We start from the raw sequence: 24175 nt of genomic DNA, 5'->3' as shown, positions 1-24175 counted from the left end.
ATTGTTATCATTTGCAAGTCGCACTTCAAACTAGAACCCACCGCTGCCGCGTCAGTTCTTTCTGGGTGATCGGCGCGACAGCACGCTGCAATTCACCAAAACGGATGGGACCATCCGTAACGATCAGCCGATACAGGATCGGTATCGCCCATTTTCCAGCAATCAGATTGACGAAATCAACCATGGGGCACCGACTGTCGGTGGACACCTCACTCGATATGTCACCCATGGACGTGATCTCCAGATTGGAAAATTATTCCTTTAGTACCAAATTGGTGCCTACTATACATTGGATACTAATGGACACAATGTCCTTTCTCCCGGAAGCGAAAATGCTTCGGCTGCAGAAAGGTGAATTATGGGTCGTCTCGAAGGAAAATATACGCTTATTACAGGCGGTACGAGCGGTATCGGGCTTGAAACAGCCAGACAGTTCGCCCTTGAAGGGGCGACCGTGGCCATTACAGGCCGCAAGGCGGAAGGTCTGGACTCGGCTGCTCGCGAGCTGCCTGACAGTGTTCTCAAAATCCGAAGTGATTCAGGAGATGTTGCGGCACAGGAGCAGCTTGCAAAGACGCTTGCAGAACAATGGCCGCGCCTTGATGCCCTTTATATAAATGCGGGCGACGTCACTCATAGCCCGCTGCAGGACTTTTCCGAAGAGGCCTATGACCGCCTGATGGCGATCAATCTCAAAGGGCCATTCTTTCTCATCAAAGCGTTGCTACCACTTCTTGCCAATCCCTCATCCGTCATCCTGTGCGGATCGGCCAGCGCACATATCGGCTTACCGCAAAGCAGTGTCTATGCTGCCAGCAAGGCGGGGATTCTTTCGCTCGCACGGACACTTTCCGGCGAGCTTGTCGATCGCGGCATTCGTGTAAATGGTCTGAGCCCCGGCCCGACTGAAACGCCGGCTTTTGGCAAGCTGGGACTTGCTGCCGATGAAGAAGAAGCCTTGCGTGCGGATATACGCAAGCTCGTGCCAATTGGACGGATGGGCAAGCCCGTTGAGCTTGCGAAAGCTGCGGTGTTTCTTGCCTCTGATGAATCGACCTTCGTTGTCGGTTCGGAAATTCAGGTCGACGGCGGCGTGAGCAACCTTTGAACGATTGAACGCCGGGGCGCATTCAAGTGATTGACAATGCGTCCCGGCAGGAATAGCAAGGCACCATGATTAAAGCGCTCATCAACACCCGGTCTTATTACGCCCCGCTCATATAGCGGTGGTTTTGCTTTGTCATAGTTCAACCGCTGCATTGCCAGCGGTTTAGTTTGAAGACGGTGCCTCTGGCGATCCAGCCATTCAGAGGTCAGTCTATGTCTTTCGACGAAAATCATCAGCATAAAACAATCGGCATTATCGGCTTTGGTGCATTCGGGCAGCTTATCGCCCGTTACCTCAGCCCATATTACCGGCTGTATGCTTATGATCCTGTCGCAAGACTGGATAATGTTGCAGGCGCTCTCTCCGTAACACTTGCGACAATCGAAGATGCAGCCGGTTGCGACATCGTTATTCTGGCAACACCAGTATCAACCCTTGAAGGCGTTGTCAGAGCTATCGCGCCGCATCTGCGGCCCGGCGCGCTGGTTATGGATGTCGGATCGGTGAAGGTTGGTCCCACCAATATCATGCTCAAAGGCCTGCCGGATCATGTCGATATTGTCGCCACGCATCCGTTGTTTGGTCCGCAAAGCGCACGCAACGGGATCGCTGGTCTGAAGATTGCCATTTGTCCGGTTCGCGGCACGCAAGCGCTTCGCATCGGCGCATTCTTGCGCAAGCAACTGGCGCTTGATGTGATTATGACAACGCCCGAAGACCATGATCGCGATGCGGCCATGGTTCAGGGGCTCACGCATCTGATCGCTAAAGTGCTGGTGCAGATGGAGCCATTGCCAACGCGTATGACGACGAAGAGCTTCGATCTCATTATGCAGGCCGTCGGCATGGTGCGCCATGATGCGCCGGAGGTTTTCCATGCCATCGAACGTGCAAATGACTTTGCGCCGCAAATTCGTCAGCGCTTTTTTGAACTGGCTGCTAATCTGAATGAAGAACTCAGCCGAGTCTCTCAAGCATGACTAGATCGACCGTTATGCGCCCTTTTGGACGCATAACGGTCGATCTAACACTTTATATTTACGGCATAATTTTGTCTTAAACTGATTCACGTTTAAGGAACTCTGCTGTATGGCGTCCTGTTCCAAAGCAATGATGGAAGTTGAAATCATGAATCGCGATACACTTTACCTTTTGCAGCCGAGGTTTGAAGACCCGGCCTATCCCGGACAAAAATTCTATTGCGAGCATTGTGCCTTGATGGAAGGGGTTCTGGCTTCCTTTCCCGAACTCGGGAAAGACCTCGACATCAAGCGGGTCGCCTGGCCGCGCCCAAGGCATGAAGTCATCGCGCTTGTAGGGGAAGAAAACCAGTCATTACCTTTGTTCATATTGACGAAAGGTGATCGCTCGGTCCATCAGGCCGGCGAGAATGAAGGCAATGCTTTCGTTTCGGACAAGGACGCTATTCTCGCAGTTCTTGCCGAGCGGCACGGTTTCCCCAATCCGCATCCATAATCAAAGGTTCACACCATGAGCGGCAAAATACTGATCAGCGCCTGCCTTGCGGGTCATCCGGTCCGTTACAACGGATCGGCAAAGCCGCTTGCACATCCACTTGTCGATAAGTGGCGTGCCGAGGGACGACTCGTGACAGTTTGCCCCGAATTGATGGCGGGATTCAGCGTGCCGCGCCTCCCTGCAGAAATCGCTGCGGGAGGCGATGGTGAATCCGTTCTTTCCGGAAAAGGCCGTGTCATTGAAGAAACCGGCGGCGATGTAACCGCACAATTTGTCGCCGGTGCTCAGGCCGCGCTAGCCGTGGCACAAGCAAATGATTGCCGCTTTGCTCTGTTAATCGATGGTAGCCCGTCTTGCGGCAGTCGTACGATCTATGATGGCAAATTCATCGGCCAGAAGCATTCTGGTGCGGGTGTCACCGCCACTCTTCTTCGCAGCCATGGCATTGAGGTTTTCGCAGATACGGAAATCGAGGACCTTGGTATTCGTCTGCAAGACTTAACTTAGTTCACCCAAAATCCACTCACGAAAAGCCCGGACTTTGGGCATGTTCTTTCGCGCTTTGGGATAGACCAACCAATAGGCCTGTCCATCATCACATAGAAGATCAAAGGGTTGGATCAATTGCCCTGATGCCAGTTCAGCCGCATGAAACGCGGGCGTCAGGATACCCACGCCCTGCCCGGCTGCAGCGGCACGACCTTCCAAATGCTGCGCGCCATACCGGCTGAATGCGTTGCCCTTGATGTCCGGATTTTCAATTCCAGCAGCCTTGTACCAGATGTTCCACCATGGATCGGTGGGGTCAACGGCGCGAAGACGCAACAGATCAGCAGGTTCTTTAATACCGCCGACAGATTCAATAAGCTTCGGACTAAGCATTGGTGAAAACTGCGCTTTAATCAGCTCATGCGAGATCATACCGGGCCATTCACCTCGCCCGCTGCGTATGGCCATATCGACATTTGAGGTTGCGAAATCGACCATATCGTTCGATGTATCCAGCCGCACGGCCAGCGCGGGGTGCCGCATCTGAAACGATCCCAACCGCTGCACGAGCCAGTTTGCCGCAAAAGTCACCACAGCGCTGATCGTCAAAACGCCCTGTGTATCTTCGCGTGCCGATGCAAAGGCGGCCCGCATGGTTTCAAAAGCATCATTGATGGCAGGAGCGAGACGCTTGCCCAGTTCGGTCAATTCCACCTGGCGCGGCTTTCGCAGAAACAGCGGTGCGCCGACACGCTCTTCCAGCAATTTTATCTGATAGCTGACGGCAGCCTGAGTCATTCCAAGCTCTTCCGCAGCCCGCGTAAAGCTCGCATGACGGGAAGCAGATTCAAAAACACGAATGGCTGAGAGCGGCGGTAAGGGCGACGTCATAATACATAAGTTCTCCTTATGCATCATAATCGACGTTCGATTGGAAAACAACGCGTTTTTCCGTCATAAGCATAGGCAGAATTTAATCGACAGCCGAACTTCCCACTCGGCCCTAAACTTAGAAAAATCGAGATCGACCATGCGTGACGTTGAAATCAACTCATCAGCGATTGCCGTTGTTTGCCCTGAAAAAATAGCGTCTTCCGGCCTGCGTGCGTGGATTGCACGCTTGTTTAAGCGGAAGCCGAGCCATTACGTCATCAGCGAAAATTCGCCGGAATATCTGCTGCGTGATGTGGGCATTAAGGAAGGACGACCTTCCCGCTTTGACCGTGACGGACACAAGCTGCCTGAATGGTGAAAGTTATCTGTTTTTACGCATTTCCAGCAAAACCTCTTCGCACTTTTTCTGGAAATGCTTTTAGCCGCTAACCACCGCAAAGCCGCGCGCTTTCAAACCTCGCCGGTCCTCGCGCAGATTATCGATCAGGCGCGACCGGCTTCCTCCAAGATGCGATGTCATCAGAGCTGTCGCTTGCGACGCATCTCCTTCCCGCACGGCATCAAGAATTGCGCGATGCTGCTGCCACGCACGCGCAAGCGCGTCCGCGTCGCGCACTTCAAGCCAGCGCGCCCGTGACAGCCGCTGCATGGCATCGCGAACACCACGGCTCAGAAATTCATTGCCTGAAAGTCGCGCGAGTTCGATGTGAAAATCCATACCCACACGATGCCACTCCTCGCGTGTGCTTGTGGCATCGCAACTGTTGAGCATTTCGGCAATCGCCTCCACGCCACTGCGATCTTCCAGCGCGCAAGTGACATTGAGGGCGGCTATCTCCAGCGCTTCACGATAAACGCCGATCTGTTCAATCTCCGCAAGATTGATCGGTGAAACAGTCCAACCGCGCCCTTCCCGCCCCACAAGCCCTTCCGCCTCAAGACGCAAAAGCGCTGCGCGGATCGGCGTGCGCGAAGCATTAAACTGCGCTTCGATCCAGCGTTCAGTCAGCCGCTCACCCGGCCCCAGTTCAAGCCCGAGGATCATATCGCGTAGCTGTTCTTCGACTTGACGCATCTGTGACATTGGACCCTCAATAATTCTGGCGCGCGACTGATTGACAAGCCGTCAGGACAGGCGCATGTGTGTATTCCGTTTTGGTATCCCAAAATGGCATACAATGCAATCACGCATAAAAACACGGAACACAGCATGAGCACCCAGCACGCCACAAGCGGCGGCAAGGCCACAATCAACGCGGATGCGAAAAACACGACCGTCGCAGACGAAATTCACGAGCGCTACTGGAAGCAGAACCTTCTCATCTGCCTGATCGGTTCGTTCACCACGCTTGTTGCCATGTCGCTGCTTCTGCCGTTCCTACCGCTTTATGTCGAACAACTGGGCGTCGCCGATCATGCCGCTATCGTGCAGTGGTCAGGCATTGCCTATGGCGCGACCTTTCTCGCAGCCGCAATTGTAGCTCCATTCTGGGGCAAGCTCGGCGATCTTTATGGCCGCAAGCTGATGCTGATCCGGGCGAGCCTTGGCATGGCTATTGCCATGTCGCTGATGGGCATGGTCACAGATATCTGGCAGCTCGTCGCACTCCGCCTGTTCGTCGGCATTGCAGGCGGCTATTCGTCCGGCTCCATGATCCTCGTCGCAACCCAGACACCAAAGGATAAGACCGGCTGGGCGCTCGGCGCACTTTCTGCCGGCATCATGGCAGGCAATCTAGCTGGCCCTCTGCTGGGTGGCGCGCTTCCACCGCTGATAGGCATCCGCGCAACCTTCTGGCTGGCTGGCAGCGTGATCTTCCTGACCTTCCTTGCAACAACATTTCTGATCCGCGAAGATCGTAAACCGCCCAAGCGAAACAAGGAACAAAAGAAGCAATCGATATGGGCAGCAGTTCCCGACCGCAGACCCGTCATTGCCATGCTTGCGACCGGTATGTTGTTGATGTTCGCCAATATGTCGATCGAACCGATCATCACCGTCTATGTGATGCAGCTGATGGATGACCAGACCAAGGTCACTCTGATTTCCGGTGTCGTGATGGCTGCGGCAGCGCTCGGCAGCATCCTGTCGGCCTCGCGTCTTGGCCGTCTGGCAGATCGTATCGGCCATACCCGCGTTATCACTGGCGCTTTGGCGATTGCCGCAATCCTGCTGATTCCGCAGGCTTTCGTAACCGAAGCCTGGCAGCTGATCGGTTTACGCTTCCTGATGGGCTTGGCGCTCGGCGGCCTTTTACCCTGCATCAGCAGCGTCATCCGGCACAATGTCCCTGACCGTGTTGCAGGCAGCGTGCTTGGCCTCTCTGTTTCGGCGCAATATGTCGGACAGGTTGCGGGTCCGGTCGCCGGTGGCTTTGTCGGCGGACGCATGGGTATGCCGTGGGTGTTTATCGGCACCTGTCTCTTGATGGCGATGGGCGCGCTTTATAACTGGATGGTTTTACGCAGGGCTTCACAGAACTGACGTATGGCGGGAATAGGTACACCCATCAATTGAGTCCTTTTTGAAAGCCTGACATGACATTCCAACCATTCGCGCCCTTCGATGCACTGGCAGAACAGCTTCTGCCGCACGCCCTGGAGGCAAAAGCCGACGGCTCGCATGATCTGTCCCACATTGCGCGCGTATGGAAAAATGCTGCTGCAATTCAAAAGTCGGAAGGCGGCGATGCGGAAATACTCTTCGCCGCCGCCCTGCTCCATGATTGTGTCAGCGTCGAAAAGAATTCGCCAGATCGCCATCGCGCATCAGGACTGGCCGCTGAAAAAGCGTCCAATCTCCTGCGTGAGCTTGGATGGAATGAAGAACGTATTGCTGCCACCGCCCATGTGATCGAGGCACACAGCTTTTCGGCCAATATAGAGACGCGCACGCTTGAGGCAAAGATATTGCAGGATGCGGACCGGCTGGATGCGATTGGTGTGATTGGTGCCGCGCGCTGCTTTTATATTGCAGGGCGCATGGGCAGCGCACTTTATGACAGCAACGATCCGATGGCCGAAAATCGCCCGCTGGATGATAAAAACTATGCGCTGGATCACTTCCGCACCAAGCTTTTCAAACTTGCTTCCGGCTTCAAAACTGAAACCGGAAGCCAGATGGCGGCGGCACGCCATGAAAAACTGGAAGCCATATTCAATGACTTCCTGAGCGAAGCGGGTTATTAGAGCGCGTCCCGAAAAGTGCGAAGCGGTTTTCGGAACAAGATGCGCGGAAGTACGAATAAATAGAGCATTTCCAACGATTAATAAAAACCGGAAATGCTCTAGATCGAATACCCGCCATCGACGCTAAGCGCGGTTCCAGTCACCATCGATGATGCATCCGATGCCAGGAAGAGTGCGGCTTCCGCCACATCTTCCGGTTTGGAGAAACGGCCAAGCGGAATGGTGGCTTTCAGACCTTCACGCGCCTTCGGTGTGTCTTCCGCCAGGAACAACCCGAGAGCCTCACCCTCGCTTTCGGCGGGGCAGATGCAGTTGACGCGGATATTCTTCTCAGCAAGTTCAAGCGCCATCGCCTTGGTGGCGCTGACAACCCAGCCTTTGGAAGCAGCAAACCATGTGAGGCCCTTGCGTGGACGATTGGCCATCGCCGATGCGGTATTGATGATGACGCCGCTGCCCTGGTGTTCCATGATCGGCGCGACAAGCAATGTCGAATAATAAATCGCCTTCATGTTGACCGCATTGATGAGATCGAAATTATGCTCATCTACCTCCGTCAAAGGCATGTTACGATGCGTAAAACCGGCATTGTTGACCATGATGTCGATACGACCGAACTTGTCGAATGCCGCACGCGCCAGCCGCTCCATATCATCCTTGCGCGAAACATCAGCCTGCACAGACAATGCATTCTCGCCAATATCGGCTAGCTCGTCTTCAAGGCGCTTCACATTGACATCAGCCAGCACGACTTTTGCACCTTCGGCTGCAAATCGGCGCGCTATGGCAGAACCGAAACCCGATCCCGCACCTGTGATGATCGCAACCTTATCCTGCAGCCTCTTCATGTCATTCTCCTTTTGCGGATGAGAGATATGATCCGCCCGTCAAACCATTAAAAACTTTGTTCAGCACAGCTGTGTTCATGCCTGAATATGGCTCTATGTTGAACATGTCATCTATGCATATGCGGTTAACCGGAATGCAAAGACAGCTGTAATTGGCAACATTCGCGAGAATGTTATATTGGACGGTTGAATTTAAATCGATTAGATTATAGACAAAGGCTGCACGAAAATCGCAATCTGCAATTAGAGCGCCGTACGCCCTCTTGGGCGTACAAAGGACGCTCTAAATTATTCAGTCTACGCATCGTGCTTTCCAAAAATCGATTCCGATTTTTGGGCAGATGCTATAGCACAGTGATTTGCGTCAGAAGTGGAAGAGAGCAATATATGACCAGCCAGATAATACCGGTAGAGCCCTTCGATTGTATCGTTTTCGGCGGTTCCGGCGATCTTGCCGAGCGCAAACTGATTCCTGCGCTTTATCAGCGCCAGCGTGCAGGTCAGCTCAGTGAGCCGACGCGCATCATCGGTGCTTCGCGCAGCGCCATGACCGATGAGGAATATCGCAAGTTTGCCCGCGATGCGATCAACGAGCATGTCAAAGCTTCTGAAATCGACGCCAAGGAAGTCGAGACTTTCATTGCTCGCCTTACCTATGTTGCAGTCGATGCGAAGTCGGAAGACGGCTGGGCCGCTCTGAAAGATGCCATTGGCAAGAAGCCTGAAAAGATTCGCGCATTCTATCTGGCCGTAAGCCCGACGCTGTTTGGCGATATTGCAAGCCGCCTCAAGTCGCATGGCCTTATCACCCGCGACACGCGCATTATCGTAGAAAAGCCGATTGGCCGCGATCTTGAATCCGCCAATGCGCTGAACGACACCATCGGCAGCGTTTTCCGCGAAGACCAGATTTTCCGTATCGACCATTATCTGGGCAAGGAAACTGTTCAGAACCTTATGGCTCTGCGCTTTGCCAATGCTCTTTATGAGCCACTGTGGAATTCCGCACATATCGATCATGTGCAGATCACGGTTGCCGAAGCCGTCGGCCTTGAAGGCCGTGCAGGCTATTACAACACCGCAGGCGCGCTTCGCGATATGGTGCAGAACCATATTCTGCAGCTTCTCTGCCTCGTCGCCATGGAGCCGCCTTCGTCGCTCGAAGCAGATGCCGTGCATGACGAAAAGGTCAAGGTGCTGCGTTCGCTGAAGCCAATCACCACGGCCAATGTCGAAGACGTTACGGTTCGCGGTCAGTACCGCGCTGGTGCATCCGCAGGCGGCCCTGTTAAGGGCTATCTCGAAGATCTCGGCAGCGACGACAGCAACACCGAAACCTTTGTTGCGCTGAAGGCTGAAATCGACAACTGGCGTTGGGCTGGCGTTCCTTTCTACATGCGTACGGGCAAGCGTCTTGCATCGCGCGTTTCGGAAATCGTCGTCACCTTCAAGCCGATCCCGCATTCGATCTTCGGCGAAAATGCTGGCAAGGTCGTCGCCAACCAGCTCGTCATCCGTCTGCAGCCTGATGAAGGTGTGAAGCAGTGGCTGATGATTAAGGATCCAGGTCCGGGCGGAATGCGTCTTCGTCACGTTCCGCTCGACATGAGCTTCGCCGAGTCGTTCAATGAACGTAACCCGGATGCATATGAACGCCTGATCATGGACGTTGTTCGTGGCAACCAGACCCTGTTCATGCGACGCGACGAAGTTGAAGCTGCATGGCGCTGGGTTGACCCTATTCTCAAGGGTTGGGATGTGAACAACCAGCAGGTTCAGGGCTACACGTCAGGCACATGGGGTCCGTCGTCTTCAATCGCTCTTATCGAGCGTGACGGACGGACCTGGCACGAAAGCTGATAAAGCAAAGACCCGGAGACGTTGACAGACATTTCCGGATCAGTCTTTGTGCCAAAAAGAAAGAGCGAGCGCGAATACCTGGTAGGGGGTGCTCGCTCTGTCCTGACTTGAAAGGTATGGCATGAGCATCGAACGGCACGATTTTACCAGCGGAACGGAATTGGCACAGTCGCTTTCTGAAGCGATTGCGGACAAGCTGGCTGCCGCTATCGCTGAGCGGGGGCAAGCGACAATCGCTGTTTCCGGCGGCACAACGCCGCTCAAGCTGTTCGACATCCTGTCCCGCAAGATGATCGACTGGACGCTTGTTACAATCACGCTCGTCGATGAGCGTTTTGTTGCACCAACCAGCGAGCGTTCCAACGAAAAGCTGGTGCGCGACCACCTGTTGCGCGATCATGCAGGCGTTGCGAAGTTTGTGGGCCTCTATAATCCGGCAGCGACCGCAGAAACCGCAGCACTTGCAGCAGCAAATCGCATCGATGCATTGCGTCGCCCGTTTGATGTTGTTGTGCTTGGTATGGGCAATGATGGCCACACAGCTTCGTTCTTCCCGAATGCTGACAGGCTTGATCAGGCAATCGATCCCAAGACCAAAGCCGTCGTTCTGCCAATTCATGCGGAAGGCGCAGGCGAAAAGCGTCTGACACTGACTTTGCCGCTGTTGGTGGAAGCGGACATGCTTGTTCTGCATATCGAAGGCGCTGCCAAGCAGGCAACGCTTGAGAAAGCACTTGCCAACGACGACGAAAATGAAATGCCGGTTCGCGCCGTGTTCCGTCACGCGCGCAAGCCGATACAACTCTACTGGACGAGCTAACAGTCCCATCGAACGCAGCAGTTTGCGTTTGGGACTGTGGGTTTTATAATTAGCCACAGGCAAGCCTGGCAATATTTCAGCAGGTGATACCCATGACGACGCAGACTGCGCATACCCGCATCAAAGCCATTACCGAGCGTATCATTGAGCGCTCGAAACCGACCCGCGAAGCCTATATTGGGCGCGTTCGCGAGGCGGCTTTTCGCAAGCCGCATCGCTCGATCCTTGGATGCGCCAATCTCGCCCACGGTTTTGCCGCCTGCGGCCCGAATGACAAGGCGGCTCTGACCGCCGATGTCGTACCAAACCTCGGCATTATTACCGCTTACAATGATATGCTTTCGGCCCATCAGCCGTTTGAAACCTATCCGGAGCTGATCCGCACAGCCGCGCGCGAAGCAGGCGGCGTGGCGCAGGTTGCGGGCGGCGTGCCTGCAATGTGCGATGGCGTTACGCAAGGCTTTGCCGGGATGGAGCTTTCGCTGTTCTCCCGCGAAGTCATTGCCATGGCAGCAGCCGTCGGCCTGTCGCATGATATGTTCGACGCTGCGGTCTATCTCGGCGTTTGCGACAAGATCGTACCGGGGCTGATCGTCGGCGCCCTCACCTTTGGACATTTGCCAGCGGTCTTCATTCCGGCCGGGCCGATGACAAGCGGTCTGCCGAATGACGAGAAAGCAAAGACCCGTCAGCTTTATGCAGAAGGCAAGGTTGGTCGCGCGGAATTGCTCGAATCCGAGTCAAAATCCTATCATGGCCCCGGCACCTGCACTTTCTATGGCACGGCCAATTCCAATCAGATGCTGATGGAGATCATGGGGCTGCATTTGCCCGGCTCATCCTTCGTCAATCCCGGCACGCCATTGCGCGACGCACTGACCCGCGAAGCTGCCAAGCGCGCGCTGGCGATTACGGCTTGTGGCAATGAATATACGCCTGTAGGCGAGATGCTCGACGAGCGGTCTTTCGTCAATGGTATCATTGGGTTAAACGCCACTGGCGGCTCGACCAATCACACGATCCATCTGATTGCGATGGCAGCCGCCGCCGGTATCAAACTGACGTGGCAGGACATTTCGGAGATTTCAGACGTGGTGCCTTTGCTGGCGCGCGTTTATCCAAACGGTCTTGCCGATGTGAACCATTTTCATGCTGCGGGCGGTATGGGCTTTTTGATCCGCGAATTGCTCGATGGCGGCATTTTGCATGAAGATGTTCGCACCGTTTGGGGTGAAGGCCTGCGCCCTTATGCGATTGAGCCAAAGCTCGGGCAAAATGGCACGGTTGTTCGCGAGCCCGTTCCTGAAAAGAGTGGCGACGACAAGGTGCTGGCAAAGATCGGCTCGCCCTTCCAGCCAAGCGGTGGCATCAAGGTTCTAACCGGCAATATTGGCAATGCGATCATCAAGGTTTCAGCCGTCAAGCCGGAGCGCCATGTCATTGAAGCGACAGCGAAAGTCTTCAACGATCAGGCCGAATTGCAGGCGGCCTTCAAGGCTGGAGACCTGACCGGCGACTTTATCGCAGTTGTGCGTTATCAGGGGCCGAAAGCCAATGGTATGCCCGAACTGCACAAACTGATGACGGTGCTCGGTATTTTGCAGGATCGCGGACAGCGCGTGGCGCTTGTTACCGATGGTCGTCTTTCCGGCGCGTCCGGCAAGGTGCCGTCTGCCATCCATGTGACGCCGGAAGCACTCGATGGTGGCGCAATTGGGAAAATCCGCACCGGCGATATTGTTCGTCTTGATGCCGTGAACGGTACTCTGGACGTTCTCATCAGTGATGCGCTCCTTGATGAACGTATCGAACAGTGCCCCGATCTTTCAGCCAATGAACATGGCATGGGACGCGAACTTTTCCGCGCTTTCCGCAACATCGCCGGGCGAGCTGACGAAGGCGCTTCGGTCTTCTGAAATCTGACGTGTTAAAAATAAGGCAAAGCGGTTTTTATGCCGCTTTGCCTCTTAAACTGACGAAAACTCACAAAAAGGCGCAAAAAACGCCTCTCAATTGTGTCAAAATACTGGCTTTTCGAAGTCAACACTGCGGCAAGCAGCCGTCAAAGTGTTGGCCATCAGCATAGCGATGGTCATCGGACCAACGCCACCCGGAACCGGCGTAATGGCACCTGCCACCTTTTCCGCATCCGCAAAATCGACATCGCCAACTAGACGTGTCTTGCCTTCGCCCTTTTCAGGTGCAGGGATGCGATTGATACCAACATCGATCACTGTTGCTCCCGGCTTGACCCAGTCGCCTTTGACCATCTGCGGACGACCTACAGCCGCAACCAGAATGTCGGCGGTGCGGGCAATCGCTGGCAGGTCCTTAGTACGGCTATGTGCTACGGTTACTGTTGCATTGGCTGCGAGCAGAAGGTTGAACATCGGCTTGCCAACGATATTGGAACGACCAATCACAACGGCATTAAGGCCCGACAGATCACGGCCATGAATGCGCTCGATCATAATCATTGCGCCAGCTGGCGTACATGGAACAAAAGCCGTGTCGACTTCGCCGGTGCCAAGCTTGCCCACATTGATGAAATGGAAGCCGTCAACGTCTTTTTCTGGCGAGATTGTCTGGATCACGCGACCTGAATCGATGTGCTTTGGCAGCGGCAGCTGCACCAGAATACCGTGGATGGCAGGATCGTTATTCAGGCTGTCGATGAGATCGAGAAGCTCCTGCTCAGAAGCATTCTCAGTCAAATCGTGCTGAACGGAAACAAAGCCGCATTCCTTGGCTTTCTTGCCCTTAGAGGCGACATAAACCTGGCTTGCCGGATCTTCACCGACAATCACCACTGCGATGCCCGGCACAACGCCGGTCGCACTAACGAGCTTTTCGGTCTCACGCTTCACCGTGGAAACCACATCCTCGGCGAGCTTCTTGCCATCGATCAATTGGGCCATATCGAATGCTCCGTTTTAAACAGGCGATGCCTTGGGATACAGCGCCTTGATCCTGAAAACATGCCAATAAGCGTCATCGACTGAGATGACAATCTCAGAAAAGGCAAGTTTCAGGATAAAGTCGCAAAATGCCGGAGCGTGAAGGCTATTTCATAGAGGAGCGCGACGCTGACAAAGATCGCATGATAGCGCCGGTTATCGGTGAACATCGCTATGAGACTGCCCGCGATCAGCGCACCGACACGAATTGGGTATTCGATCCCGTAAAGGTTATAGTGCTCCATGCCTTTGATTAGCGTATCGATGACATCAGCGACGTAAACCAGCGCGAGAATGCCGAAGAACCATTTTCGCCGCGAGAGGAAATAATCGCGATAGCCGGTATATTCTTCCATGCTGTCGGGAAAGAGCAGCGTGCAGAGCAGGAAATAAAGCCCGGCATAGAAAATGACGAAGAAATATTTCTCGAACGTCCATAGCGGAATGGTGCGCAGGCTAAACTCGAACCACCAGAAATGGATGACGGAAAGCAGAATGAAAGCCACCCAGCCCAGATGAACCGGGTAGATTTTCTGCTTGCCTGGATGCTGGATGAAACGCGCGAAACCCGTCAGAAGGCGGGATACGCAAAGACCAAGAATAATGCCGATGATGATGCGAACATGCGTGAAAGCTTCCGCAGGTGGCACGCCAGTCGTTAATGCCGGATCCATTGTTCCCCTCAATGCAATGTGCACCGCATCTTGGAACATAAAGAGTAAGCAATCAATAAATCACAATAAAATTATAAAAAGAAAGTGGCGCCAACTTACGTCAGCGCCACTTATTATGAATAACAAAAGCCTGCGCTTAGTTACTAAGCATTAGTTGATCGAGTTCAGGAAGCTTTCCCAGCTTTCCGACCAATGCGCACGGCTCTTTTCATCAGCTGAACGCACATTGCATGTCTGCAAGTCGCTCTCAGGAATATCTTTTTTGGTCGGTCCGCATACCCATACATCGTTATTTTCAGGCACAGTTGACGCTACGACGCTGACGATCTTGCCATCTTTAATGCCGAAAAGGACATCAAAATCGGCCTCTTCATTGTTGAAGACCCATGAGCAATACTCGTCAAAGTCCGGGCGATTTTCATCTGGCTTGCCACAAGCTTTGTCGTGATCAGGAGCCAGCTTATCCATAAGTGCTTTGCCTGCGGGTGACGAAATAACAAGATCAGCATCGGACAGCTTGCTGATTTCCTTAACGGCCCATTCCGGACCGTTTGGCGTTTCGGCGACGGCTGCACCTGCGGTCATAACACCGGCTGCAATTGTAGCCACACGCACGATATGGAAAGCTTTTCCAAGCATTTGCTCACCTTTTAAAGCAATGATTTACAACAGATTTTATTAGGTCGTAACTATTTTCCAGAAAGAGACCTATCCATAAAACAGCATCTGTTCAACAAAGAATTGATTGCAAGTTTGAAACATTAAAGCCTGTCTCTTCTCCAGAGTTTTTGCCTTCGCGCCTTGCGGTTTGTGTTTATGGAGGGCTATATCGGACCCAACAAACGACAGTGCTTAAACACTCGATTCATGAAGGTGGAACTTTCTCATGCAAGATACAGTCATTCTCGTCGGTTGCGGTAATATGGGCTTTGCCATGCTCAAAGGCTGGCTCGACAGCGGCATTTTACAATCCGAGAATGTGCATGTGGTTGAACCTTCCGAAGCCCTTCAGAGCCGCGCAGCGCTTGCAGGTGTAAATGCCTGCTCAAGCGCCGACTCCCTCTCCGATGATCTCAATCCGCGCATGGTGCTGGTTGCCGTCAAGCCGCAAGTCATGGGCGATGTATTGCCTGCCTATAAGCGCTTTGCACCGAATGCTACCTTTGTCAGCGTGGCTGCTGGCATTCCGGTTTCATTCTTCGAACAGCACCTGGGCAGCGATGCAAAAATCATGCGTTGTATGCCAAACACGCCTGCCGCAATCGGCAAGGGAATGCTTGTCACCTATAAGAATGCCAATGTCCGCGATGACGACGCTGCTTTCGTAAAGAGCCTGCTCAAAACATCTGGCAAGGTCGCAAGCATCGACGATGAAGCACAAATGGATGCCGTGACTGCCGTTTCCGGCTCCGGCCCTGCTTATGTTTTCCACTTCATTGAAGCGCTGACCGATGCTGGTGTGACCGCTGGCCTGCCGCGCGAAACGGCAGCGCTTCTTGCCATGCAGACCGTCATGGGAGCAGGTGCATTGGCTGCCGCAAGCAGCGACAGCCCAACCAAGCTGCGCGAGCAGGTTACAAGCCCCAACGGCACAACTGCCGCAGCACTGAACGTCTTAATGGGTGAAGATCGCCTCAAGAATCTGGTGGCCGAAGCTGTTGACGCGGCACGCAAGCGTTCGATTGAGCTTGGAAAAGCCTAAGTCGATATTTTCGGCACCGCATCGATAAGCGCCTTTGTAACAGGCGCTTGCGGTGCCGCGATTAACTCCCGCGCCGGGCGGCATTCGACAATTCGCCCGCGTTCCATCACAGCAATCCGATCGGCCATTTGTGCAGCAACCGCCAGATCATGCGTGATGAAGAGATAGGCCGTGCGTTCGGCCTTCTGTATTTCCTTCAATAATTTCAGAATAGAGCCACGCACCGTCACATCGAGCGCCGACACCGCTTCATCCAGAACGATGAGCGTCGGTGTTGTTGCAAAGGCCCGCGCAATTCCCACCCGCTGACGCTGGCCACCGGAAATCTCATGCACTCCGCGTTTGCTCAACTTGGGATCAAGGCCAACCTTTTGCAAAAGCTCGGAAATATCGCGTCTTATCCCATGAATGCGCAGCGGTTCGCTGAGCAGATCATGCACCGTTGCGCGTGGATTGAATGCCGAAAGCGGATCTTGAAACACCATCTGCATCCGTGCGCGACGCTTTCTTAGTTTGCTGCCTTTGAGCGCAAGCCAATTCTCATTCTCAAACTGGATAAAACCGGATTCAAGCGAATGCAGCCTTAGAAGTGCGCGCGCCAATGTGGATTTACCACTGCCGGAAGGCCCGACCAGCGCCAGCGTTTCACCTGCTGCAATCTCAAGATTTACATGATCCAGCGCCAGCTTCTCGCCATAACGCACGGTCAAGTCAGTCGCCTGCAACAAAGTCCTATCCATGTTGCGGCTCCAGCTTGGGAACGGCTGCAATCAGCGCTTTTGTATAATCGCTCTTTGGGTTTGCTATGATCGCACGCGCCGGACCGCTCTCCACCAGTTCGCCATGACGGAACACGGCAATACGATCCGCCAGATTGGAAGCCAGCGCAATATCATGTGTGATGAAGATCAGCGTCATGCCGTCAGCCTGAACCAAGGCGCGCAGCAGTGCTACAATTTCTTGTTGCACAATGGTATCGAGCGCACTGGTTGGCTCGTCCGCAATCAGCAGTTTGGGGTTGGCTGCGATGGCAAGAGCTATAGCGATACGCTGTTTCTGCCCACCGGAAAACTGATGCGGATAGCGCGAAAAACTTGAATTAGGCTCTGCTATCTGAACGCGCGCTAACAGCTTGAGCGCCTTATCTTTTGCCGCATGACGATCAATGTTTTCGTGGGCACGGATTGTCTCAACCAGTTGCGCACCAACGCGCATCGAGGGATCGAAACTTGAAGCCGGATCCTGAAACACAAAGCCCACATCACGGCCCGGCCTTGGTTCTCCATTCGGCCATTGGATCGAGCCTGAAACGCGAGCATTGGCTGGCAGCAGGCCCGCAAGGGCCAACGCCAATGTGCTTTTTCCGGAACCGCTTTCACCGATAATGGCAAGCGTTTCACCGGTATCTATATCGAGATTAAGATTGTTAAGCGCTGTATCGCTGCCATAGCGCACGCCGAGGTTTTCAATATGGGCGAGCACGCTCATGCCTGCACCTCGCGCCGCGATGCAGCCTGCGTGATGCCTTCACCCGCGAGATAGACACCAACAACGGTCAAAGCCAGCGCAAGTCCGGGCAGAATGGACAACCAAGGCGCAGAGCGTAAAACCGTGCGGCCTTCGGCAATCATGCCGCCCCATGTCACGCGATTGGGATCACCAAGCCCCAGAAATGACAACGCTGCTTCAATCAGAATTGCAGAGGCGACAATCACCGGCACAAGCGCCAGCACGGGCGGCAAGGCATTGGGCAGGATTTGCCGGAAAGCAATTTCCAACGGGTGCATACCGATAACGTGGGCTGACGCTACATAATCGCGCTCACGGATCGACAACACCTGCCCGCGCGTAAGGCGTGCAGCCTGCGTCCAGCTTGAAAGCGCTATCGCCGCAACCAAGATCGGCAGCGAGGGCCCGGCTATGCTGACCAGTGCCAGCGCCAGCAGAAAGCCCGGCACAGTCTGAAAAGCTTCCGTGATGCGCATCAGCACTTCATCGACCAGACCACCCGCGAAACCTGAGAGTGTACCGACAATGCTGCCAATCAAAATAGATGCAGTCGCTGCGGCCAGCCCTACGACCAGCGATGTACGACTCGCATGGAAAAGCTCGGCCAGCACATCACGACCCAGCCTGTCTGTTCCGAGTGGAAAGGATGCATTGTCGAATGGCGCAAGCATCGGCGTTGCAACAATACGCAGCGGATCGCCGGGAAAGAGCAGCGGTGCAAAAAGCGCTGCTGCGATAAGCACGAGCAGAATAATCGCGCCTGCAACGCCCTCGCCAGATCCGAAGTAACGTCTCATCCCACTCATGGCCGGACCTTTCCCGCAGATATGCGCGGATCAAGCCAGAGATAGAGAAGATCGACGACAAAATTGACGGCAATCACCATGATGGCACTCGTCAAAATGACGCCCAGCAGCAAAGGCGTATCGCGGCTGGCGACCGCCTCCTGTGCGAGCCTTCCAAGGCCGGGAACTGCAAAGACGCTTTCAATCACCACGCTGCCACCCAGCATGGAAGCAGCTTGCAGCCCAAGCATGGTGACAAGCGGCGAGAGCGCGTTACGCGCCACATGACTCAGCACAATGCGCGGGCGTGATATGCCTCGCGCTTTCAGTGCGCGGACGAAATCCATACGCCAGATGTCAGCCATGGAAGCGCGCATCACACGCAGATAAAGGGCCAGATAAATCAGCGCCAGCGAGACCACCGGCAGCAGGAGATGACGCGCTATATCAAGCCCACGCGCCAGACCTTCCTTGCCGGAAGCAATGGTCTCAATGCCGCTTGAAGGCAGCCAGCGCAGCCGGATTGAAAACAGGATGACCAGCACAAGTGCCAGCCAGAAACCGGGAATTGCATAGAGTACAAGCGAGGCAACCGACAGGAAACGATCGCGAAAGCTTCCCGGTCTTGCGCCTGCGACAATCCCCAGAGCCGAACCGACCGCGAAAGACAGCGCCGTCGCAGCGCCCATCAGCAAAAGCGTATTGGGAAGGCGCTCAAGAATGACATCGAGAATGGGGCGATTGAAACTGACCGACCAACCAAGATTGCCCTGCAAAAGTGCAGCAAGATAGGCAGTCAACCTGTGCCAAACGGATTGATCCAGCCCCCAGCGAGCGCGCATTTCAGCAATGGCATTCGCATCACCGCCGAAGCTTACCGCATAGGCATCAACAGCATCGCCCGGTGCTGTTTCCAACATCAAAAAACAGCCAATAATAACAATCAGCAGCACAATCATGCTGCTGATCAGACGTTTCCTGAAAAGGGTTAGAATCTGCGCCACGCCGCGAGCGTACAATCAAAGCAACGCTTCGTCACAATATTTCGTCACTGTGCAATAAACACATCTGCCCAGTTGGAAACTGCCCAGCGCGGATTGTTGGAGACATTCTTAACACGCTCATTGGCAACCGTGATAAAGCCCCATTCCGCCACATTGATGAGCGGCAGATCAGCTTCGACCAGTTGCTGGAACTGTTGATAAAGCGCGGTGCGCTTTTCCTCGTCAATTTCATGTGCAGCCTTGGCAATCACCGCGTCCAATTCCGCATTGGCATAACCACCCTGATTGGAGAACGGCACACCTGCTGCAATCCCGCTTTCCACCAGAATAGTCGTCGAAATTGCGGGGTCGCCGCGATAGACGGTCGGTGCGATGGCGAGATCAAAATCGTGATCGGTATAGACTGCCTTTTGATGTGCTGCTGAATCATTGTTGACGATACGCGCATCAATGCCGATTTCCGCCAACGCCTGCCGCAGATAATCGCCAAACTGCTTGGTTTCGTTGAAATATGGGGCTGGCAGCAGCTTCAGTGCAAAGCGCGTCCCGTCCTTGCCGCGCTTATAACCCGCCTCATCCAGCAGCGCATTGGCCTTCACCACATCGAAAGGATAAGCGGCAACATCGCCGGTATAAAACTGGCTGTCATATTGCGGAACTGGCCCAGTCGAAGGCTTGGCATAGCCCAGAAAAATCGTCTTCACGACGAAATCGCGATCAATCGCGTGAGCGATTGCCTGACGAACTTTAAGGTCTGAGAGTTCCTTGCGGCGATGATTGATTTCGACGACCAGCTGATATGTCAGCGCTTCATAGCCTTTGGAAATGACACTGATCCCCGGCACTTTTGAAATGCGGTCGAGATCAGCCAGAGGCACGGCGGAAAACGCAGCAAGGTCAATTTCCTCGGCTTCCAGCGCACCTGCTGCGGCAGCACGATCCGGCAGCACACGATAGATGATTTCATCGAGATAAGGCTCGCCCTCGCCCCAATAATCTTCATTTTTCGCAAGGCGATAATATTCACCGGTCTTGTGCTCGGCATATTGGAATGGGCCAGTGCCAATCAGCTTCTCATTGGCGGGATTGGCGGCAATATCCGTGCCCTCAAACACATGCTTCGGCAGCACTGCGGTCAGCGCAGGCAGCGCATTGCGAATAAGCTGAAACGGTGTTGGTTCGCTGAAGTGGAAAACTGCCGTATGCTCATCCGGCGTTTCGACTCTCTCCAAGGCCTTGAACACCACGCGGCCGAGATTTTGCAGCGGTTTCCAGACCTGCAACGCCGAAAAAGCAACGTCTGCGGATGTGAAGGGCTTACCGTCATGCCATTTGACGCCATCACGCAGGCGGAAGGTTGCGGTCAGACCGTCACCAGAACCTTCCCAACTGATTGCAAGGCGCGGCTCCAGACCGTTTTCACCGTCGAAGGAAGCTTCGGCCAAAGGCTCGATTACCTTGCTCGCCACGAAGAAAACGCCGTTGGAAGCGACAATGGCCGGATTGAGATTGCGTGGCTCGGAATCTGCGGCAACGACCAGTCGCCCACCTTTTTGCGGAGTGTCTTCGGCCCGCGCCCAACGGGGTAACAGCGGCAAAGCCGCAAGCGATGTCGAACCAATCAGAAATGCCCTGCGTGATGCAATAAACCGAGCCATATTGCTGCCCCTGAAATTCAATTCCCTTTGTATTTGTCTACACCGGGCCTCAGCGAATTGCAGGGAAAATCCTGTCACAGTGGCAATAAATATCGAAAACTGTTTCTCTTTTTCGAATGAATGTCATTTTCAAATAAGCCCGAAAATCCCACAAAACAGCGGTCAAAAGCAATGTTGACCGTCTTAAGGGAAGCGAACTGATTTTCCCCTTCCGGCTCGTTTAAAGAAATTTTCTCCTTGCCAAACACCCTCCCTTGCATAGATCATGGTTAATTATGTGTTGTCGTATTTCGTGAGGAGAAATTGATACGGCACACAGTTGAAGAGCCGAGATCAGCTCTTTTGAACCGCATTTGCGGAGTCCTGTGTGAGAGTATTAGAGCAACCTTTATGTGCCCAGGAGGGCGAACGACGCTCTAAAGTTCCGTAAGTGCCTGTAGCTGAACCACCATTGGAAGAGAGGAAACAGAAATGTCTAGTTTGCTGCCCCCACTTCATGACGGTCATGCACCGATCTATTTGCATCACGCATTTCAGGACGCAGTGGATGCTTATGAAGACTGGAATCTTGAAACGGCCGAACCAGTCGTAGCAATCAATGGTAAGATCACGCGTATCAGCGTCGTTTTCCGTCGCTTGTGGCGCTGCACCGATACAGTCCCTCGCCATACGCTTGAAGCATTGAGGGATATCGTTCCGTCAAATCTTATTCATACGGAACGCTGGAAAGACAATGCCACATTCGCCGAAGCTGCCCATATGATGCGGACAGCACTTGAATGGCGCAAAGCACGGCGCGTTCCTGTCGTCTGCTAAGCCAGACTAACTTATGCTGCGGGCGGGATTTACCCCGCCCGTTTTCAATCACAATCTCTAATTCAAAGCTTGCGGAAACGCACACGCGCACTGCGCTCAATGGCTGCAACGGTCAGCTCATCCAGTGCCCAGCGATCACGAAGCATCTGAAGAAACTCAAGCTCTTCCTGCTCGACATGCAGGTCAGCCGCCGCCACTTCAACCGCCAGTGCATAGGCTGTGTCGTAAAGCTTTTCCGGCATTGCATCATGCGCAAGATCGAGAATGCGCTCCAGACCGTCGTCATAAGAAAGCATTTCGAGGCAATCACTCGCCAGCTTTGGCAATCTCGCAGCATCAAAGCCCTGAAAAACTGGAAGGCGCGACACCACATTGCTGATCGACGCCAGCTCTGCATCAGTCATGGTTGTATCTGCGGCGGAAGTCGTCACCATGATGTAAACGAGCGCGTCCTGCGGCGAAATATTTTTCATCGAATGCTCCTGCATCGTCTCACCGGAATCATAGTTTCGGCTAATTTCCAAGAAAATTAGGGAGCCTGTAAGACTTGCGCAAGGAAATTCGGTCGGAATTGCCGCGGCAAAGATTGACGTGTGAGTTCCACCGCGCCATAGAGCAATGACACGTTTCAGTGTAAAAGATTTCAACAAATAAAGCCCTTCACAGGACATCAGGATAAAATCATGACTTCGCACCGTCTTCCCGAAATTACGCTGACCCCGGAACTGACCGCGGCGGCTGCGGAAGCGAAATCGTGGCCTTTTGAAGAGGCAAAGAAAATCCTCAAGCGCTATGAGAAGACCGGGTTCCCTGAAACCGTGATCTTTGAAACCGGCTATGGACCATCGGGCCTGCCGCATATCGGTACGTTCGGCGAGGTCGCACGCACTTCGATGGTGCGGCACGCTTTCCGCATTCTGACGGAAGACAAGGTCAAGACGCGCCTGATCTGCTTCTCGGACGATCTCGACGGGATGCGCAAGATCCCGGACAATGTTCCGGATAAGTCAGCCCTTGAGCCATATCTGCAACTGCCGCTTTCAGCCGTGCCAAACCCGTTTGGCGGCGAATACAAGAGCTTTGCCGAACATAATAACGCAATGCTCTGCCGATTCCTCGATACTTTCGGCTTTGATTACGAATTTGCGAGCGCGACCGAGTACTACAAGTCTGGCAAGTTCGATGCCGTGCTGTTGAAAGCTGTCGAGCGCTACGACGACATCATGAAGGTGATGCTGCCTACACTCGGCGAAGAGCGTCAGGCGACCTACAGCCCGTTCCTGCCGATCTCGCCAAAGTCTGGCCGCGTGCTTTACGTGCCGATGAAAAGCGTGGATGCCAAGGCTGGCACCATTACCTTTGACGATGAAGATGGCGTTGAAACCACGCTGCCTGTCACCGGCGGCAATGTGAAGCTGCAATGGAAGCCGGATTTCGGTATGCGCTGGGCAGCGCTCGGCGTCGATTTTGAAATGTTCGGCAAAGATCACCAGACCAATGCGGGCATTTATGACCGCATCTGCGAAATTCTGGGCGGTCGCGCGCCGGAGCATTTTGTTTACGAACTCTTCCTCGACCAGATCGGCCAGAAGATTTCGAAGTCGAAGGGCAACGGCATCGCGATTGACGAATGGCTGGCCTATGCGCCAACTGAAAGCCTTGCACTCTATAACTTCCAGAAGCCAAAGACCGCGAAGAAGCTCTATTTCGACGTGATCCCGAAGGCCGTGGACGAATATTTCACCTATCTCTCGGCTTATAACCGTCAGGAGTGGAAAGACCGACTGAACAATCCGGTCTGGCACATCCATTACGGCAATCCGCCAAAGGTTGAACTGCCGGTTACATTCGCGCTGATGCTCAATCTGGTGAGCGCATCGAATGCAGAAAACCCAAGCGTTCTCTGGGGCTTCATCTCGCGCCATGTGCCGGGTGTTACACCGGAAAACAATCCGGAACTCGACGCACTCGTTGGCTATGCGATCCGCTACTTCAATGATTTCGTCAAGCCAACCAAGCAGTTCCGCACGCCGGATGATGTCGAACGCGCAGCACTGGAAGGCCTTGATGCCAAGCTTGCAACGCTGCCTGCCGGTACTGATGGCACCGACATCCAGAACGCCATTCTGGACGTTGCCCGTGCAATCGAGCGTTATCAGGATCACACCAAGAAGAGCCCTGAAGGTGGTCCGGGCGTATCGGTTTCCTTCTTCCAGATGCTCTATGAAGTGCTGATCGGTCAGGAACGCGGCCCACGCTTTGGTTCATTCGTTGCTCTTTATGGCATCGATGAAACCCGCGCACTCATTCAGAAGGCTCTTGCTGGCACCTTGTCATAAGCGCTTGATATTTTTATGCGAAGCCTCACCCGGAATCGTACCGG

General features: G+C 54.0%; 26 protein-coding genes. 13 read left to right on the top strand and 13 right to left on the bottom strand.

The window, feature by feature from the left end; genetic code table 11:
- Positions 1-25: 25 nt before the first annotated feature.
- Positions 26-229 carry a winged helix-turn-helix transcriptional regulator gene (locus CEV34_RS21670; RefSeq protein ID WP_094544476.1) on the bottom strand — a complete coding sequence of 68 codons (204 nt, stop codon included), beginning with the start codon at positions 227-229 and terminating at the stop codon, positions 26-28.
- 129 nt (positions 230-358) lie between these two features.
- On the opposite strand from CEV34_RS21670, the gene CEV34_RS21665 reads away from it, so the two are divergent.
- From CEV34_RS21665 to CEV34_RS21650, 4 genes are all read left to right on the top strand, one after another.
- Positions 359-1108, top strand: coding sequence for an SDR family oxidoreductase (locus CEV34_RS21665; RefSeq protein WP_007879693.1), 750 nt, complete (start codon positions 359-361; stop codon positions 1106-1108).
- Positions 1109-1320: 212 nt separating this feature from the next.
- A complete protein-coding gene (locus tag CEV34_RS21660) occupies positions 1321-2088 on the top strand; it encodes a prephenate dehydrogenase/arogenate dehydrogenase family protein (RefSeq protein ID WP_007879695.1) in 768 nt (255 codons plus the stop codon).
- Positions 2089-2236: 148 nt separating this feature from the next.
- Positions 2237-2584 (top strand): DUF3088 domain-containing protein, encoded by a 348-nt coding sequence (locus CEV34_RS21655; RefSeq protein ID WP_094544478.1) that lies wholly within the window; start codon positions 2237-2239, stop codon positions 2582-2584.
- A gap of 15 nt (positions 2585-2599) precedes the next feature.
- Entirely contained in the window at positions 2600-3094 is a 495-nt protein-coding gene (locus tag CEV34_RS21650; RefSeq protein ID WP_007879697.1) for a 2-thiouracil desulfurase family protein, read from the top strand.
- Here the strand turns inward: CEV34_RS21650 and CEV34_RS21645 are convergent.
- Complete coding sequence (locus CEV34_RS21645) at positions 3086-3967, bottom strand: LysR substrate-binding domain-containing protein (protein ID WP_007879698.1); 882 nt, start codon at positions 3965-3967, stop codon at positions 3086-3088. The two genes, CEV34_RS21650 and CEV34_RS21645, sit on opposite strands and share 9 nt — an antisense overlap.
- A 139-nt stretch (positions 3968-4106) precedes the next feature.
- On the opposite strand from CEV34_RS21645, the gene CEV34_RS21640 reads away from it, so the two are divergent.
- Positions 4107-4328 (top strand): hypothetical protein, encoded by a 222-nt coding sequence (locus tag CEV34_RS21640; RefSeq protein ID WP_007879699.1) that lies wholly within the window; start codon positions 4107-4109, stop codon positions 4326-4328.
- A 60-nt stretch (positions 4329-4388) separates the two neighbouring features.
- Here CEV34_RS21640 and CEV34_RS21635 read toward each other — a convergent pair whose 3' ends face one another.
- Entirely contained in the window at positions 4389-5054 is a 666-nt protein-coding gene (locus tag CEV34_RS21635; protein ID WP_007879700.1) for a GntR family transcriptional regulator, read from the bottom strand.
- A gap of 126 nt (positions 5055-5180) precedes the next feature.
- Here CEV34_RS21635 and CEV34_RS21630 point away from each other — a divergent pair, with 126 nt between their 5' ends.
- Together CEV34_RS21630 and CEV34_RS21625 are read left to right on the top strand one after the other, a co-directional pair.
- Positions 5181-6455: a multidrug efflux MFS transporter gene (locus tag CEV34_RS21630; RefSeq protein WP_007879702.1), complete on the top strand. Its 1275-nt coding sequence runs from the start codon at positions 5181-5183 to the stop codon at positions 6453-6455.
- A gap of 53 nt (positions 6456-6508) precedes the next feature.
- Complete coding sequence (locus CEV34_RS21625; protein WP_007879703.1) at positions 6509-7159, top strand: HD domain-containing protein; 651 nt, start codon at positions 6509-6511, stop codon at positions 7157-7159.
- Positions 7160-7257: 98 nt separating this feature from the next.
- Here the strand turns inward: CEV34_RS21625 and CEV34_RS21620 are convergent, their stop codons facing one another.
- Positions 7258-8007 carry an SDR family oxidoreductase gene (locus CEV34_RS21620; protein ID WP_007879704.1) on the bottom strand — a complete coding sequence of 250 codons (750 nt, stop codon included), beginning with the start codon at positions 8005-8007 and terminating at the stop codon, positions 7258-7260.
- A gap of 387 nt (positions 8008-8394) precedes the next feature.
- On the opposite strand from CEV34_RS21620, the gene zwf reads away from it, so the two are divergent.
- The 3 genes from zwf to edd all read left to right on the top strand — a co-directional run bounded on the left by zwf (position 8395) and on the right by edd (position 12603).
- Entirely contained in the window at positions 8395-9867 is a 1473-nt protein-coding gene (gene zwf / locus CEV34_RS21615) for a glucose-6-phosphate dehydrogenase (RefSeq protein ID WP_007879705.1), read from the top strand.
- Between the two features lie 121 nt (positions 9868-9988).
- Positions 9989-10687 carry a 6-phosphogluconolactonase gene (gene pgl / locus CEV34_RS21610; protein ID WP_007879706.1) on the top strand — a complete coding sequence of 233 codons (699 nt, stop codon included), beginning with the start codon at positions 9989-9991 and terminating at the stop codon, positions 10685-10687.
- A gap of 92 nt (positions 10688-10779) precedes the next feature.
- Positions 10780-12603, top strand: coding sequence for a phosphogluconate dehydratase (gene edd / locus CEV34_RS21605; RefSeq protein ID WP_007879707.1), 1824 nt, complete (start codon positions 10780-10782; stop codon positions 12601-12603).
- A 102-nt stretch (positions 12604-12705) separates the two neighbouring features.
- Here edd and folD read toward each other — a convergent pair whose 3' ends face one another.
- From folD to CEV34_RS21590, 3 genes are all read right to left on the bottom strand, one after another.
- Positions 12706-13605 (bottom strand): bifunctional methylenetetrahydrofolate dehydrogenase/methenyltetrahydrofolate cyclohydrolase FolD, encoded by a 900-nt coding sequence (gene folD, locus CEV34_RS21600; RefSeq protein ID WP_007879708.1) that lies wholly within the window; start codon positions 13603-13605, stop codon positions 12706-12708.
- Between the two features lie 110 nt (positions 13606-13715).
- Positions 13716-14318 carry a hypothetical protein gene (locus tag CEV34_RS21595; protein WP_007879710.1) on the bottom strand — a complete coding sequence of 201 codons (603 nt, stop codon included), beginning with the start codon at positions 14316-14318 and terminating at the stop codon, positions 13716-13718.
- Between the two features lie 150 nt (positions 14319-14468).
- A complete protein-coding gene (locus CEV34_RS21590) occupies positions 14469-14957 on the bottom strand; it encodes a hypothetical protein (RefSeq protein WP_007879717.1) in 489 nt (162 codons plus the stop codon).
- 247 nt (positions 14958-15204) lie between these two features.
- Here CEV34_RS21590 and proC point away from each other — a divergent pair, with 247 nt between their 5' ends.
- Entirely contained in the window at positions 15205-16020 is an 816-nt protein-coding gene (proC, locus tag CEV34_RS21585) for a pyrroline-5-carboxylate reductase (RefSeq protein ID WP_007879719.1), read from the top strand.
- Here proC and CEV34_RS21580 read toward each other — a convergent pair.
- Genes CEV34_RS21580 through CEV34_RS21560 form a run of 5 tightly spaced genes read right to left on the bottom strand, consistent with a single transcriptional unit; the run spans position 16017 to position 20976 of the window.
- A complete protein-coding gene (locus CEV34_RS21580; RefSeq protein WP_007879722.1) occupies positions 16017-16760 on the bottom strand; it encodes an ABC transporter ATP-binding protein in 744 nt (247 codons plus the stop codon). The two genes, proC and CEV34_RS21580, sit on opposite strands and share 4 nt — an antisense overlap.
- Entirely contained in the window at positions 16753-17508 is a 756-nt protein-coding gene (locus CEV34_RS21575; protein WP_007879724.1) for an ABC transporter ATP-binding protein, read from the bottom strand. Before CEV34_RS21575 ends, CEV34_RS21580 begins: the two co-directional genes overlap by 8 nt.
- Positions 17505-18335, bottom strand: coding sequence for an ABC transporter permease (locus CEV34_RS21570; protein WP_007879726.1), 831 nt, complete (start codon positions 18333-18335; stop codon positions 17505-17507). Before CEV34_RS21570 ends, CEV34_RS21575 begins: the two co-directional genes overlap by 4 nt.
- Entirely contained in the window at positions 18332-19318 is a 987-nt protein-coding gene (locus tag CEV34_RS21565) for an ABC transporter permease (RefSeq protein ID WP_374891547.1), read from the bottom strand. The genes CEV34_RS21570 and CEV34_RS21565 overlap by 4 nt, the downstream gene beginning before the upstream one ends.
- Before the next feature lie 44 nt (positions 19319-19362).
- A complete protein-coding gene (locus tag CEV34_RS21560; protein WP_007879730.1) occupies positions 19363-20976 on the bottom strand; it encodes an ABC transporter substrate-binding protein in 1614 nt (537 codons plus the stop codon).
- Positions 20977-21447: 471 nt separating this feature from the next.
- On the opposite strand from CEV34_RS21560, the gene CEV34_RS21555 reads away from it, so the two are divergent.
- On the top strand, positions 21448-21792 hold the full coding sequence (locus CEV34_RS21555) for a BRA0787 family protein (protein ID WP_007879732.1): 345 nt from the start codon (positions 21448-21450) through the stop codon (positions 21790-21792).
- Positions 21793-21854: 62 nt separating this feature from the next.
- Here CEV34_RS21555 and CEV34_RS21550 read toward each other — a convergent pair whose 3' ends face one another.
- Positions 21855-22265, bottom strand: coding sequence for a tellurite resistance TerB family protein (locus CEV34_RS21550; protein ID WP_007879733.1), 411 nt, complete (start codon positions 22263-22265; stop codon positions 21855-21857).
- A 210-nt stretch (positions 22266-22475) separates the two neighbouring features.
- Here CEV34_RS21550 and CEV34_RS21545 point away from each other — a divergent pair, with 210 nt between their 5' ends.
- A complete protein-coding gene (locus CEV34_RS21545; RefSeq protein ID WP_094544474.1) occupies positions 22476-24131 on the top strand; it encodes a lysine--tRNA ligase in 1656 nt (551 codons plus the stop codon).
- Positions 24132-24175 lie beyond the last annotated feature (44 nt).

It is taken from the genome of Brucella pseudogrignonensis (assembly GCF_002252525.1).
In the GTDB taxonomy this organism is placed as follows: Bacteria; Pseudomonadota; Alphaproteobacteria; order Rhizobiales; family Rhizobiaceae; genus Brucella; species Brucella pseudogrignonensis.
The sequence above is the reverse complement of the archived record's forward strand: the minus strand, read 5'-3'. Positions and strand labels throughout refer to the sequence as shown.